The 13,434-nt window shown below is 70.9% G+C and carries 13 protein-coding genes; 8 read left to right on the top strand and 5 right to left on the bottom strand.

Annotated elements, in window-relative coordinates; all coding sequences use genetic code 11:
* A partial coding sequence (locus KUTG_RS00905; RefSeq protein ID WP_043727812.1) for a M20/M25/M40 family metallo-hydrolase occupies positions 1 to 509 on the bottom strand: 509 nt, incomplete at its 3' end.
* Positions 510 to 515: 6 nt separating this feature from the next.
* A complete protein-coding gene (locus KUTG_RS00900; protein ID WP_043714232.1) occupies positions 516 to 1,343 on the bottom strand; it encodes a M55 family metallopeptidase in 828 nt (275 codons plus the stop codon).
* Between the two features lie 103 nt (positions 1,344 to 1,446).
* Here KUTG_RS00900 and KUTG_RS00895 point away from each other — a divergent pair, with 103 nt between their 5' ends.
* The 5 genes from KUTG_RS00895 to KUTG_RS00875 are packed head-to-tail and all read left to right on the top strand — an operon-like array spanning position 1,447 to position 7,074.
* Entirely contained in the window at positions 1,447 to 3,240 is a 1,794-nt protein-coding gene (locus KUTG_RS00895) for an ABC transporter substrate-binding protein (protein WP_043714230.1), read from the top strand.
* Positions 3,241 to 3,243: 3 nt separating this feature from the next.
* Positions 3,244 to 4,263 carry an ABC transporter permease gene (locus KUTG_RS00890; RefSeq protein ID WP_043714228.1) on the top strand — a complete coding sequence of 340 codons (1,020 nt, stop codon included), beginning with the start codon at positions 3,244 to 3,246 and terminating at the stop codon, positions 4,261 to 4,263.
* Positions 4,260 to 5,144, top strand: coding sequence for an ABC transporter permease (locus KUTG_RS00885; RefSeq protein ID WP_043714226.1), 885 nt, complete (start codon positions 4,260 to 4,262; stop codon positions 5,142 to 5,144). The genes KUTG_RS00890 and KUTG_RS00885 overlap by 4 nt, the downstream gene beginning before the upstream one ends.
* A complete protein-coding gene (locus tag KUTG_RS00880) occupies positions 5,144 to 6,106 on the top strand; it encodes an ABC transporter ATP-binding protein (RefSeq protein WP_043714224.1) in 963 nt (320 codons plus the stop codon). Before KUTG_RS00885 ends, KUTG_RS00880 begins: the two co-directional genes overlap by 1 nt.
* 41 nt (positions 6,107 to 6,147) lie before the next feature.
* On the top strand, positions 6,148 to 7,074 hold the full coding sequence (locus KUTG_RS00875) for an ABC transporter ATP-binding protein (RefSeq protein ID WP_369794411.1): 927 nt from the start codon (positions 6,148 to 6,150) through the stop codon (positions 7,072 to 7,074).
* A 1-nt stretch (position 7,075) separates the two neighbouring features.
* On the opposite strand, the gene map is transcribed toward KUTG_RS00875, so the two are convergent.
* On the bottom strand, positions 7,076 to 7,843 hold the full coding sequence (gene map / locus KUTG_RS00870) for a type I methionyl aminopeptidase (protein WP_043727811.1): 768 nt from the start codon (positions 7,841 to 7,843) through the stop codon (positions 7,076 to 7,078).
* Between the two features lie 77 nt (positions 7,844 to 7,920).
* Here map and KUTG_RS00865 point away from each other — a divergent pair, with 77 nt between their 5' ends.
* Entirely contained in the window at positions 7,921 to 8,187 is a 267-nt protein-coding gene (locus KUTG_RS00865; RefSeq protein ID WP_043714221.1) for a helix-turn-helix domain-containing protein, read from the top strand.
* 105 nt (positions 8,188 to 8,292) lie between these two features.
* A complete protein-coding gene (locus KUTG_RS00860; RefSeq protein ID WP_052393646.1) occupies positions 8,293 to 8,685 on the top strand; it encodes a beta/gamma crystallin domain-containing protein in 393 nt (130 codons plus the stop codon).
* A gap of 41 nt (positions 8,686 to 8,726) precedes the next feature.
* On the opposite strand, the gene KUTG_RS00855 is transcribed toward KUTG_RS00860, so the two are convergent.
* Together KUTG_RS00855 and KUTG_RS00850 are read right to left on the bottom strand one after the other, a co-directional pair.
* Positions 8,727 to 11,855 carry a DPP IV N-terminal domain-containing protein gene (locus tag KUTG_RS00855; protein ID WP_043714219.1) on the bottom strand — a complete coding sequence of 1,043 codons (3,129 nt, stop codon included), beginning with the start codon at positions 11,853 to 11,855 and terminating at the stop codon, positions 8,727 to 8,729.
* A gap of 98 nt (positions 11,856 to 11,953) precedes the next feature.
* Entirely contained in the window at positions 11,954 to 12,919 is a 966-nt protein-coding gene (locus tag KUTG_RS00850; protein ID WP_043727809.1) for a helix-turn-helix transcriptional regulator, read from the bottom strand.
* Between the two features lie 62 nt (positions 12,920 to 12,981).
* Between KUTG_RS00850 and KUTG_RS00845 the strand changes: the two genes are divergently transcribed.
* A partial coding sequence (locus KUTG_RS00845; protein ID WP_043727808.1) for a DNA glycosylase AlkZ-like family protein occupies positions 12,982 to 13,434 on the top strand: 453 nt, incomplete at its 3' end.

Raw genomic sequence — 13,434 nt, 5'->3', positions numbered from 1 at the left:
GACTCGCCGATCGCCGCCGCGCAGTCCCGGAACAGGTCCGGATGCTCCGACACCAGCCAGTGCGCCCCGTAGTCGCCGGCGTCCTCCTCGTCGGCGGCGAACGCCAGCACCACGTCCCGTCGAGGCTGACGGCCTTCCGCGTGCCAGCCGGCGACCACGGTCAGCAGCTCGGCAACCATGTCCTTCATGTCGACCGCGCCCCGGCCCCACAGGTAGCCGTCACTGATGTGAGCCGAGAACGGGTCCACGTCCCAGTCCGACGCCTGCGCCGGCACCACGTCCAGATGCGCCTGCACCAACACCGGCGGCAGCTCCGGCGAGCTGCCGGCCACGCGGGCGATCACGTTGGTGCGCCTGGGTTTGCGCTCCAGCAGTGTCGGCTCCGCGCCGGCGGCCGTCAGCTCCGCGGCCACGAACTCGGCCGCCTCCCGCTCACCCTCGCTGTCGCCGCCACCCCGGTTGGTGGTGTCGAACCTGATCAGCTGCGCGCACCGCTCGACGACGTCCATCCACCCTCACCCGTAGACCTTCTCGACCGCGCCGCTCGCGATGTTGGTGACGATCTTGAAGGCCATCATCGCCTCGGTCATCGTCGGGGCGTCGTAGCCGACCCGCAACAGCGAGATCCGTTCCACGGTCGGGATGACCGCGGCGGCCGCGGCCAGATGCGCGGCGTCGAAGGCGACTTCCATGTGGTGCCCCGAGAAGACGGGCTCGACCCGGCCGGCGCGGGCCATGGCCAGCCGCGCCTGCTCCTCGATCAGCTTGCCGGTGCGGGCGGGCGGCAGGCAGATGGCCGAGTACCGGCTCACGCACTCCTTCACCGCGGCCTTGCCCGCGTCGGGAACGTAGGCGTCGGCGTCCTCGCACGTCTTGTCGTCGCCCGTGACCAACAGGACGGGCACGCCGTGCTCGGCGGCGACGGCGGCGTTGAGCCGGCCCTCGCTGGCCCGCACACCGTCCAACCACACGCCCGTGACCGAGTTGCCGAGATAGGTGTGCGACAGCACGCCCTCCGCGCCGGCGCCGGTGTGATAGCCCAGGAACACCACGCCGTCCACGCCGGAATCGATGCCCTGCATCATCGACAGCGGCTTGTGCTTGCCGGTCAGCATGCGGGCCCGCTCGTCGAGCTCCTCCAGCAGCAGATTGCGCTGGGTGTCGTGGGCCTCGTTCACGAGCACGTCGTCGGCGCCGCCGCTGACCAGGCCGCGCACGCACGCGTTGACGTCTCCGTTGAACATCCGGCGGAACCGCTGCCACTGCTCGGTGCCGGGTTCGACGTCGGCCGGCCACGTGACTCCGGTCGCGCCTTCCATGTCGGCCGAGATGAGGATTCGCACGATCGGTACGTTACGGGTTGGCGGCCGTTGTCGACAATTGTTGACACGTTGCCTTACTGGGTGGTTACTTCTTGCCAAAGATGGGGAAGGGGAGGTGCGCGTCATGCGCATCAGAGGGATCGGCATCGGCCTGATCGCCGCGGGGATCGCGGTGCTCAGCGCGCCCATTGCGGCTCAGGCCCAGGACACACCGCAGCCCAAGACACTGCGGGTCGCGGTCACCGGCAACATCGCGACGATGAACCCGTTCATGGCCTTCCACCTCGGGGACACCGAGATCGGGCGGGTGATGTACGCGTTCCTCACCTCCTACTCGCGTGACGACTTCAGCCCCGCGCCGGGCCTGGCCGACAAGTGGCAGGTCTCCGACGACAAGCTGACCTGGACCTACCACATCCGCTCCGGCGCGAAGTGGTCCGACGACCAGCCGATCACGGCCCGCGACGTCGCCTGGACCTTCAACAAGATCATGACGGACAAGACCGCGGCCACCGCCAACGGCAACTTCGTGGCCAACTTCGACACCGTCACCGCGACCGACGACAGCACGGTGGTCATCAAGACCAAGACGCCGCAGGCCACCATGCTGGCCCTGGACGTGCCGATCGTGCCCGAGCACGTGTGGTCGAAGGTCACCGACATCGGCAAGTACGACAACCTCCAGTACCCGGTGGTCGGCAGCGGTCCCTTCACGCTGACCAACTTCACCCAGGGCCAGTCCATCACGCTCAAGGCGAACCCCGACTACTACGGGGACAAGCCGGCCTACGACCAGCTCCAGTTCCGCCACTACGACAACGCCGACGCCGCCGTGCAGGGGCTCAAGAACGGCGACGTGGACGTGGTCAGCGGCCTGACCCCGACCCAGTACACCGCGCTGCAGAGCACCCCGAACATCACCACGGTCAAGGCGCGGCAGGGCCGGCAGAACGACCTGCTGATCAACTACCAAGCCCAGACCAACGACCACCAGCCGGTCGGCGACGCCAACCCGGTGCTCAAGGACCCGAAGGTGCGCCAGGCCATCGCCCAGTCGGTGGACGTGAAGACCCTGGTGGACAAGGCCTACGGCGGTCTGGCCGAGCCCGGCGCCGGCTTCGTGCCCGCGGTGTACGAGCAGTGGCACTGGACCCCCAGCGGCACGCAGGAGCAGAAGTTCGACCTGGCCGCCGCCGGCAAGCTGCTCGACGAGGCCGGCTACGCCAAGGGCGCCGACGGCGTGCGCGCGGACAAGCAGGGCAAGCCGATCAACCTGCGGCTGGTCGTGGACAGCGGCATCCCGGCCCAGGTCGCGGCGGCCAACTTCATCAAGGGCTGGCTGACCCAGGTCGGCCTGGGCGTGACCCTGCAGGCCCTCAGCTCGGACGCGGTCACCGACGCCGGCAGCACCGGCAAGTACGACCTCGAGCTCAACGGCTGGACCGGCAACCCCGACCCGGACGCGCTGCTGTCCATCCAGACCTGCGGCGTGCTGCCCGACGCGGACGGCAACGGCAACACCGAGAACTTCATGTGCGACCCGCAGATCGACCAGCTGTACAAGGCGCAGCTGTCCGAGATGGACAAGGCCAAGCGGATCCAGGACGTCAAGGACCTGCAGGCCCGCCTGTACTCCCTGGACAGCTCCGTGGTGATCGCCTACCCGAACTCGCTGGAGGCCTACCGCTCCGACCGCTGGGCCAGCTTCGGGCTCCAGCCCTCGCAGGGCGGCTCGATCACCCACCAGAACGGCTACTACGGCTATCTGCTGGCCAAGCCGGCCGACGCCGCCTCCTCCGGCGGCGGCTCCAACACCACGCTGATCGTCGTCATCGTGGTTGTGGTGGTCGTGCTGCTGGGCGGCGGCGCGTTCCTGCTGTCGCGGCGGCGCAAGGCCGGCGCCGACGAGCGGGAGTAGCGCGTGACCTCACCGGCAACGGCGCCGGCACTGGCCGAACCGAGCACGTCCGCGCGCCGCTCCGGCGGCGCGCGGTACGTGCTCGGCAAGGTCGGCGGCGCGGTGGTCAGCCTGTTCGTGGTGATGGTGCTGGGCTTCTTCCTGTTCCGCGTGCTGCCCGGCGACCCCATCCGGCTGCTGACCCGCAACACCTCCCTCGGCGCCGCGCAGGTCGCGGAGCTGCGCCACCGGTACGGGCTGGATCTGCCGCTGCCGGCCCAGTTCCTCGACTACATGAGCAAGCTGCTGCACGGCGACATGGGCGACTCGCTGAAGTTCCAGCAGCCGGTGGCCGACCTGATCCTGCAACGGCTGTGGCCGACGGTGCTGCTGGTCGGCGTGGCCACGCTGCTGTCCATCCTGTTGGGGCTGTGGCAGGGCACCCGGGCCGGCTGGCGGCGCGGCAGCGGCTTCGACCGCTTCTCCACCGGCTTCGCGCTCACGCTGTGGTCCGCGCCGACGTTCTGGCTGGGCATGATCCTGCTGGCGCTGGGCGGCTCGCTGTTCCCCACCCAGGGCATCCTCGACCCCGACACGCCGGCCTCGTTCCTGCCCCAGGTCGCCGACGTGCTGCACCATCTGGTGCTGCCGTGCCTGACGCTGGTCGCGGTTCTGTACGCGCAGTACCTGCTGGTGATGCGTTCCTCGCTGCTGGAGGAGATGAACGCCGACTACCTGACCACCGCGAGGGCCAAGGGCCTGCGTGACGACCTGGTCCGCAGCCGGCACGCGGTGCCCAACGCCCTGCTGCCGACCGTGACCCTGATCTTCATCCAGCTCGGGTTCGTGGTCGGCGGCGCGGTCACCGTGGAGACGGTGTACTCGTGGCCGGGCCTGGGACTGCTGCTGTACCAGGCCATCACCGACCACGACGGGCCGCTGCTACAGGGCCTGCTGCTGGTGCTGGCCGGCGCGGTGCTGGTGATGAACCTGATCGGCGACCTGCTGCTGCGAGTCATCGACCCGAGGGTGCGTGCCGCATGACCGCCTCCATCTCCTGGCAGCGCCGCCGGGCGGCCGCCGGCCGGGTCTGGGCCCAGTTCAGCGCCGACCGAAGCGGCCTGACCGGGCTGGCCATCCTCGGCGTGATCGTGCTGCTGGCCCTGCTCGCGCCGCTGATCAGCGACTCGTCCGCGCTCGACGTCACCAAGGCCACCGGCGGCCTGCTCAAGCCGCCCGGCGGCGGATTCCTGCTCGGCACCGACGAGAACGGCCGGTCCGTGCTCCAGCTGCTGCTGTGGGGATCGCGGATCTCGCTGCTGGTCGGCCTGACCGCCACGCTGCTGTCGGTCGGCGTCGGCACCGTCGTCGGCGTGCTGATGGCGCACTTCGGCGGCTGGGTGCAGGCCGTGCTGATGCGCGTCACCGACTTCTTCCTGGTGCTGCCGTCGCTGGTGCTGGCCGCGGTGCTGTCCACTGTGCTCAGTCCCGGCATCGGGTCGATCATCCTGGCCATCGGCGCCACGGCGTGGCCGACGACGGCACGGCTGGTCCGCTCGCAGACCCTGGCCGTCGAGTCGCGGCCGTACATCGAGCGGTCGTGGGCGCTGGGCGCCGGGCACCTGCACGTGATCGGCAAGCACGTGCTGCCTGCGGTGCTGCCGCTGGTGTTCGCCAACACCACGCTGAACGTGGCCAACTCGATCATCACCGAGTCGACGCTGTCCTTCCTCGGCGTCGGCGACCCGAACCAGCCGTCATGGGGCCAGATGCTGCACAACGCACTGCAGAGCGGCGCGGTCACCGCGCAGGCCTGGTGGTACCTGCTGCCGCCGGGCGTGGCGATCGGCGTGGTGGTGCTGGCGTTCATGATGTGCGGGCGGGCCCTGGAGGCCGTGCTCAACCCGCGGCTGAGGGAGCGGTGATGGGCGAGCCGTTGTTGGAACTGCGGTCCGCGACCGTCGACTACCGGACATCCAACGGCCTCGTGCCGGCGGTGCGTGGAGTTGACCTGCGTATCGACGCCGGGCAGACGGTGGGTTTGGCGGGGGAGTCGGGCTGCGGCAAGTCGACGCTGGCCATGTCGGTGCTGCGGCTGCTGCCGCGCAACGCCGTGCTGGGCGGGGAAGTGCTGCTGGGCGGCGAGAACGTCACCGACATGACCTGGGGTCGGCTGCGGGCCGTGCGCTGGGCCGAGGCGTCGGTGGTGTTCCAGGGCGCGATGCACGCCCTGAACCCGGTGCTCCGCGTCGGCGACCAGATCGCCGAGCCGATTCGCCTGCACGGCAAGGGATCCGACGTCGAGCGGCGGGTCGGCGAGCTGTTGGAGCAGGTCGGCCTGCCGGCGCGGCGGGCGAAGGCCTATCCGCACGAGCTGTCCGGCGGGCAGCGGCAGCGCGTGATGATCGCGATGGCCCTGGCCTGCTCGCCCGGGCTGATCATCGCCGACGAGCCGACCACCGCGCTGGACGTCATGGTGCAGGCCCAGGTGCTGGACCTGCTCAAGCACTTGGTGGACGAGCTGGACATCGGGCTGTTGATGATCAGCCACGACCTGTCGGTGCTGGCCTCGACCTGTCAGCGGCTGGCCGTGATGTACGCGGGGCGGATCGTCGAGCAGGGGCCGGCGGTCGAGGTGCTGCGGAATCCCGCTCACCCGTACACGAAGGCGCTGGCGGCGGCGTTCCCGACCATCGGCGACGCCTCGTCCCGGCTGGCCCCGCGCGGGCTGGCCGGTGACCCGCCGGATCCGTCCGACCTGCCGTCCGGCTGCCCGTTCCACCCGCGCTGCCCGTCGGCGATGCCCGAGTGCTCGGGCACGGATGTCCTGCTGCGGCCGGTCGCCGAGGCCCGGACGTCCGCGTGCCTGTTGGAGGTTCACCTGTGACCCCAAGGGATTCGACACTGCTTCGTGCGTCAGATGTCGCCGTGCACTTCGGTTCCGCACGTGCCGTGGACGGTGTGGAGCTGGACATCCGGGCCGGCGAGATCATCGCGCTGGTCGGCGAGTCCGGCTGCGGCAAGACCACCCTGGCCCGAACGCTGCTGGGCTTGCAGAAGCCCACGTCCGGGCAGGTGCTCTACGAGGGCAAGCCGCTGGCCTCCTCCAACCGCGGGCTGCGGGAGTACCGGCGGCACGCGCAGCTGGTGCTTCAGGACCCGACCGGTGCTTTGAACCCCCGGCACAGCGTGTACGAGGCCGTCGCCGAGGGTCTGCGGATCCACCGCGTGCCCGGCGACGAGCGGGAACTCGTGGCGTCGGCCTTGTCACGGGCCGGTTTGCGGCCGCCGGAGCGGTTCTTCGGGCTCGTCCCGCACGAGCTGTCCGGCGGCCAGCGCCAGCGCGTGGTCATCGCCGGCGCGCTGGCCCTGGACCCCAGTGTGCTCATCGCCGACGAGCCGGTGGCGTCGCTGGACGCCTCGGTCCGGGGCGAGATCTTGGCTCTGCTGCTGCGGTTGCGGGACGAGCTCGGCCTGGCGGCCCTGGTCGTCACGCACGATCTGGGGCTGGCGTGGAACATCGCCGACCGGGTCGCGGTGATGTACCTGGGCCGCATCGTCGAGAGCGGCCCGGTGGAGCAGGTCCTGACCGCCCCGCAGCACCCTTACACCCAGGCGCTGCTGTCCGTGCTGCCCGAGTCGTCGACGCCGCCGATGGTGTTGGCGGGGGAGACCCCGGACCCCAGCCGCGTGCCGACGGGCTGCCGGTTCCACCCGCGCTGCCCCTTGCTGGCCGCCGGCCTGCCCGAAGAGGTGGCGTCGAAGTGCCGGACGGTGGATCTGCCCGTTGTGGACGGCGCCGAGCCCGGCGTCGCCTGCCACGCGGTGGCGGTGGGCAGCGGCTCACACCGCTAGCTCACGGCTGCACCGTCAGCACTTCCGGGCCGTTTTCCGTGATGGCGATGGTGTGCTCGGAGTGCGCGGTGCGGGAGCCGTCGGAGGAGCGGATGGTCCAGCCGTCGGGGTCGAAGACGATGCGGTCGGTGGTGCGGGCGAACCACGGCTCCAGAGCCAGCGTCAGGCCGGGGCGAAGCTTGAGGCCCCGGCCGGCGCGGCCGCGGTTGGGGATGTGCGGCTCCTCGTGCATGGTGCGCCCGAGGCCGTGGCCGCCGAATTCGGTGTTCACGGGGTAGCCGTAGGCCGTGGCCACGGTTTCGATCGCCGCGGAGATGTCGCCGAGGCGGTTGCCGGGCTGGGCGGCGGCGATGCCGGCGACCAGGGCCTCCTCGGTGGCGCGGACCAGGCGGAGGTCCTCCTCGGCCGGCGTGCCCACGACGACCGTGCGGGCCGAGTCCGCCACCCAGCCGTCGATCGACACCGCGATGTCCATGCTCAGCACGTCGCCGTCGCCCAGCACGTAGTCGTGGGGCAGGCCGTGCAGCACGGCGTCGTTGACCGACAGGCAGATCACGTTGCGGAACGGGCCGTTGCCGAAGGACGGCGCGTAGTCCCAGTAGCAGGACTCGGCCCCGCGGTCGCGGATCATCTCCCGGGTCCGGTGCTCCAGGTCCATCAGGTTCACGCCCGGCTCCGCGATCTTGGCCAGCTCGGCCAGCACGGTGGCGATGAAGCCGCCGGTCACACGCATCCGCTCGATCTCGGCGGCGGACTTCAACTCGATCACGGACACCCCTCGGTTCGGTATTTCTATACCGACTCTAGCCCTTGCCGGTACAGTAATACCAGCCCTATCCTGGGCACGTGGTCCGCAACCCCCTCACCCCAGAGCAGCTCGAAGCCGGCCGACGGCTCGGCCAGCGGCTGCGCGCCGCCCGCGGCGACCGGGCCCTGGCCGAGGTGGCGCTGACCGCCGGCATCTCCCCGGAGACCCTCCGCAAGATCGAGACCGGCCGGCTGCCCACGCCGGCCTTCGGCACCATCGCCTGCCTGAGCGAGGCGCTGGACCTGCCGGTGCAGGACCTCGCCGACGCCTGGACCGCCGCCATACGGCTGAAGAACGCCTCCTGAGGGGGTTCCCCCAAACTGACGCCGCCTCATCTCGGCACCGCTCACGGCCGTCGCCGCTGCCCTACTGTCTCCCCCGTCGAGAACTGATCCCAGGGGAGAATCTCCATGCGCTCCAAGCTGAGCAAGGTGTTGCTCGCCGTGCTGATGACCGTCGGACCGGCCGCCCTCGTGCCGGCCGCGACCGCGTCCGCCGCGCCGGCCCGTCCCGCCATGAGCATGGTCGACTGCACCCAGAACGACTTCCTCTGGGTCTACTACCACGAGACCAACGGCGACCCCAACGACAACCACCTCTGCTTCGCCAACGCCGGCACGATCGACTTCACCTACTACTGCAAGTGGGGCTGCTGGCTCGACCAGTTCTACACCGGCAACAACGTCGTGCAGTACAAGGCCGACGACCGCTGGCAGCCCGCCGGCGGCGTCGCCAAGAACGTGCACTTCACGTTCCCCAACCACCCGGGCGGCGTCGACCTCCAGGCGATGCGGATCTTCTGAGACGAAACGAAGGGGCCCGGATCCGGGCCCCTTCGTCGTGCTCAGCCGGTGCAGCAGGCGTGGGCGCTGTGGGTGACGTAGTGCTCGTCGTGCCACCAGAAGCCGGCGTTGGCCGGATGGTCGGGCACGGGGGCGGCGACCCGGTTGGCGGCGATGCCGGCCGTGGCGCCGGCGAACGGCTTGAGCAGATCGTCCACAGTGAACAGACGGCCGTTGCTGACCACCGACCGCACATTGGCGGCCTGCTTGATGTCGGCCAGCGGGTCACCGCCCACAATGGACAGATCGGCGTACATGCCGGGCGCGATCCGGCCCAGCGGCTCGCCCAGCAGCTCGCCGGCATTGCGGGTGGCGGTCACCAGCGCCTCGAACGGCGTGAGCCCGTACTTGACCATGGCCCGCAGGTTCATGTGCGTGCTGACGGCCGTGTGGTCGATGGGCGAGTCGGTGCCGGTGACGATGCGCCCGCCGCCCCGGACGGTGGCGGCGATCTGGGCGACCTGCTTCGCCAGGTCGGCGAGGTTGGCAGACTGGTCGGTGGTGGCCGCGCCCTGGGCGGAGGCGAGCAGGGAGGCGTACTCCCACGACGGGTACAGCGTCTTGACCCGACGGTCGGTGACCAGGCTCTGGTCCTCGCCCAGCAGCGCCCCGGACAGGAACAGCGTCGGCGTGCGGCCGGCTCCGGTCTTGTTGAACAGGTCGATGACGTCCTGGTAGCCGGCGCCCAGCGCGGTGATCGTGCGCGAGTAGCCGAACCGGTTGGTGGCGCCGACGTGCTCCATGCCGTCGCCGCCGAAGGCCAACGCCGGGTAGTGGTAGTGCGAGGTGGCCAGCAGCCCGCGGTCGTGGGCCCAGCCGATGACCTGCTTCTGCCACTCGGGGCGCAGCCGGACGTAGCACTTCATCAGGTCGTAGTCGAGGGCGGCGGCGCGGTCGAGCTCACGGGCGAGCTGGCGGGTGTCGTAGGTGGGGCGCATGAAGTTGTAGAAGATCCGCGAGCCGTCGATGGCCTCGCCGGTGGCGAAGTAGCGGGGCCCGACGCGGCGGCCGGACTGGATGGACTCCCGCTCCTCCACCATGTGGTACGCCGGGCTGCCGGGCGAGCGGGTGGTGGTGATGCCCAGCGACAGCCACAGCCGGCCCTGCCGGGCGCCGTAGCTGTAGCCCTGCATCTCCCGGTGGTTGTGGATGTCGACGATGCCGGGCATGACCACGCCGTCACGGGCGTCGATCAGCTGCCCGTCGACGCCGGGACGGCTGGGGCGCACGGACTTGACCCGGTGCCCCTCGACCACGACGTCCACATTGGACTGCAACGTCGGGCTCTGGCCGTCCCACAGCTTGCCGGCCCGGATGACCAGCCGGCCGCGCGGCGCGGTGTTGGTCCAGCTCAGACCGACCGGAACGGTCCGCGGAGCGCCGCCGGCCACGCCGATCAGGCGCAGGCGACCGTTGTTCAGGTACAGCAGGTGCCGGGAGTCGCCGTGCCAGGTCGGGGCGTCGGTGACCTCGTCGTTGATCGGCTTCGGCGTGCCGGCGAAGGTGCCGTCGGGGTGCACGTCGACCACGTGCAGCAGGCTGCCGACGACGAACGCCATCTTCGTGCCGTCCGGCGACCACACGGGCCCGTCGTCGCCCCGGGTCTGGAGCGACCGGTGCGGCAGCGGATCGACGTACTGAGCGGCACCGGTGACGCGGTTGACCAGCAGGATCTTGCTGAGGCCCTCGCGATAGCGCGTGGAGTACGGCACGATCGCCGCCAGCGCGATCACGGTGCCGTCGGGCGACCAGGTCGGCCGGCCCGGCTCGAAGGTCGCCGTGAACACCTTCCGCACGGCCCCGGTGGCCACCTCGACCGTGTACAGAGCGCCGGTCTGGTCCAGGAACGCCAGGAACTTGCCGTCACGGGACCAGGAACCGGACACCGCGGCCGCGTTGGGCAGGTTGGTCAGCTGCCGCTCCTGGCCGGTGCCCAGATCCCGCAGCCAGATGTCGAGCTTGCCGCCGCGGTCGGTGGAGTACGACAGGAAGCGGCCGTCCGGCGACCACGCCGGATCCGACTTCCACCAGTCATCGCGGGTCAGCGGCCGCGGCGACTGGCCGATCGTCATGGTGTAGATGTCGTTCAAGGCCCGGAAGGCGACCTTGGTGCCGTCCGGCGACAGCACCGGGCTCCCGATGCCGACCACCGGCTTGGGCCGCGGCGAGTCGAAATCCCGGCGGCGCTTGGTGTACTTGGCCGGCTGCACGTCGACGGGCGCGGTGAACGCGACCACGAAGGCCGGCCCGCCGGCGAGCGACCGCCTGCGCAGGGCGCCGTCCGAGCTGTACAGGAAGTCGTTGCCGTGCCAGGAAACCCGGAACGGGAAGGCCTCCTCGCCGGTGACCAGCACCTCGCCCGACAGGTACAGCTCGGAGCTGGCCGGGGCGTTGGGCGGGGCGGCGGCGGTGACCAGGTTGTAGACGAGGTCCTTGCCGTCGGGCGTGAACGCCGGGCTGTGCAGCTGCTGGGTCGCCGCGACGGTGATCGCGGTGCTGCGAGAGCCGTCGGCCACCGTGACGACGTCGATGCGGGTGCCGGCCGCCACGAGGGCGACCTTGGCGCCGTCCGGGGACCAGGCCGGCTCGTACTCCTCGACCGGCGTGTCGGACAGCTGGGTGATCTTGCCCGTGGCCACGTCCAGCAGGTGGATGCCGTAGCTGCCGGTCAGGTCCGAGGAGAACACGACGGTGCGGCCGTCCGGGGAGAACCGCGGCTCCCGGTGGTCGAACGGGCCCTCGGTGAGCTGCTTGAGCCCGGAGCCGTCCCGGTCGACGACCCAGATGTTGAAGTTGCCGTCCCGGTAGGACTGGAAGATCAGCCGCCGTCCGTCCGGCGACCAGTCCGGTTGCGCGATGTCCATCAGGTCGTCGGTGATCCGCTCGGCCGCGCCGCCGCCGGCCGGCACCAGCCACAGCACGCCCAACAGGTCCATCGCGATGGTCGCGCCGTCGGGGGAGAGCTGCCCGGCGACGTTGGTGCCCTGCCTGATGGCCAGCGGAGTGCCGGCCCGGTCCGGTTGCGCCGAACCCTGGGCCGAAGCCACAGGCGAGCTCGTCAGCTCGACCCCGGTGATCGCGACCGCGCCGGCCACGCCGGCCAGGAATTCCCGCCTGTTGACAGCGGACATGCCGTCCCCACCCCCAAGTGAGCCGTTTTCGCCAGGCTAGATCACCACCGGTGACGGAGTGCTCGCATTCGGCTCATTGTCGGTCGACGACGACCTGATCAACCCTTCTCGTGCCGGCGCACCGCGCGTTGCAGGCGGCCGATGTGGTCGCGCAGGTGGTCGACCAGCTCGGGCGGCTCCAGGACCTCGAACTCGAAGCCGAACATGCTGACGAACACCGCCATGCCGGGCAGCGAGTCCGCGCCCGCACGCAGGACGCAGCTGTTCTCGTCGACCGGCTCCAGCCGCCCGGCGGTCGGCGTGACCCGCTCCGCGACCTGGTCGATCGGGGCGTGGATGAGGAACGCGCCCTCGAACTTGTAGGCCCGCCCGGTCACGCCCTTGGACACGAAGGTGCCCGCGTCGGCCGGCGGGGTGCGGGGCTGGAACCGGGGCCCGGTCGGCGTCTTCGGCTCGACCCGGTCCAGCCGGAACGTCCGCCAGTCGGCCCGGTCCATGTCCCAGGCCAGCACGTACCAGCGCCGCACGATGTTGACGAGGCTGTGCGGCTCCACCTGGCGCCGGCTGGCCGTGCCGTCGTGGGAGCGGTAGTCGAACCGCAGCCGCATGTGCTCCCGGCACGCGCCGGCCACCAGCGCCAACACCTCGGCGTCCACGCTCGGCCCGTACGAGGAGGTCTGCACCACCACCGACTGCAGCGCCGACACCCGGTGCCGCAGCCGGGACGGGAGCATGTGCTCCAGCTTGGTCAGCGCCCGGATGGACGTCTCCTCGATGCCGGTGACGCTGCCGGCGGCCGCGGTCCGCAGGCTGATCGCGACGGCCACGGCCTCCTCGTCGTCCAGCAGCAGCGGCGGCAGCGACGCGCCGACCCCGAGCCGGTAGCCGCCGGCGACGCCGGGGGAGGCGTCGACCGGGTAGCCCAGGTTGCGCAGCCGGTCGACGTCGCGGCGCACGGTGCGCACGTCCACTTCGAGACGGGTGGCCAGCTCGGCGCCCGACCAGTCCTGGCGGGCCTGGAGCAGCGACAGCAGGCGCAGCAGCCGGGCGGAGGTCTCCAACACGAGGCTCAGTCTGCCACCCATTGCGGACAGCCTCTGTCCGCAACACTGCCTACGCTGTTGCCATGACCGTGCTGACCCGCCGAGCCCTCAACCGGGCGCTGCTGCACCGCCAGCTGCTGCTGCGGCGCTGGAAGCTGACCCCGGCCAAGGCGATCGAGCGGGTGGTCGCACTCCAGGCGCAGGCCACGAACCCGCCGTACTTCGCGCTGTGGACCCGACTCGACGGCTTCCGGCGCGAGCAGCTCAGCCGCCTGCTCACCGACCGGCGCGTGGCCCGCCTGGCGTTGATGCGCGGAACCCTGCACCTGGCCACCGCCGATGACTGCCTCGCCCTGCGGCCGGTGTTGCAACCCGTGCTGGACGCGGCATTCCCCCGCAGCGTGTACGCCCGGGCGACCGAGGGCCTCGACCTGGACGAGGTGGCCAAGGCCGCGCGGGAGCTCATCGAGGCGGAGCCGCTGACCAACGCCGATCTCGGTCGAGCGCTGGCCGAGCGGTGGCCCGGGCGGGACGTC

The organism is Kutzneria sp. 744, from assembly GCF_000568255.1.
Taxonomy (GTDB): domain Bacteria; phylum Actinomycetota; class Actinomycetes; order Mycobacteriales; family Pseudonocardiaceae; genus Kutzneria.
This window is presented reverse-complemented; position numbering and strand designations above follow the sequence as displayed.

Bases quoted from the DNA above. Each gene is read 5' to 3' on its own strand.
- KUTG_RS00895 (WP_043714230.1), top strand. From the start codon at position 1,447: ATGCGCATCAGAGGGATCGGCATCGGCCTGATCGCCGCGGGGATCGCG.
- KUTG_RS00885 (WP_043714226.1), top strand. From the start codon at position 4,260: ATGACCGCCTCCATCTCCTGGCAGCGCCGCCGGGCGGCCGCCGGCCGG.
- KUTG_RS00880 (WP_043714224.1), top strand. From the start codon at position 5,144: ATGGGCGAGCCGTTGTTGGAACTGCGGTCCGCGACCGTCGACTACCGG.
- KUTG_RS00860 (WP_052393646.1), top strand. From the start codon at position 8,293: ATGCGCTCCAAGCTGAGCAAGGTGTTGCTCGCCGTGCTGATGACCGTC.
- KUTG_RS00855 (WP_043714219.1), bottom strand. From the start codon at position 11,855: ATGTCCGCTGTCAACAGGCGGGAATTCCTGGCCGGCGTGGCCGGCGCG.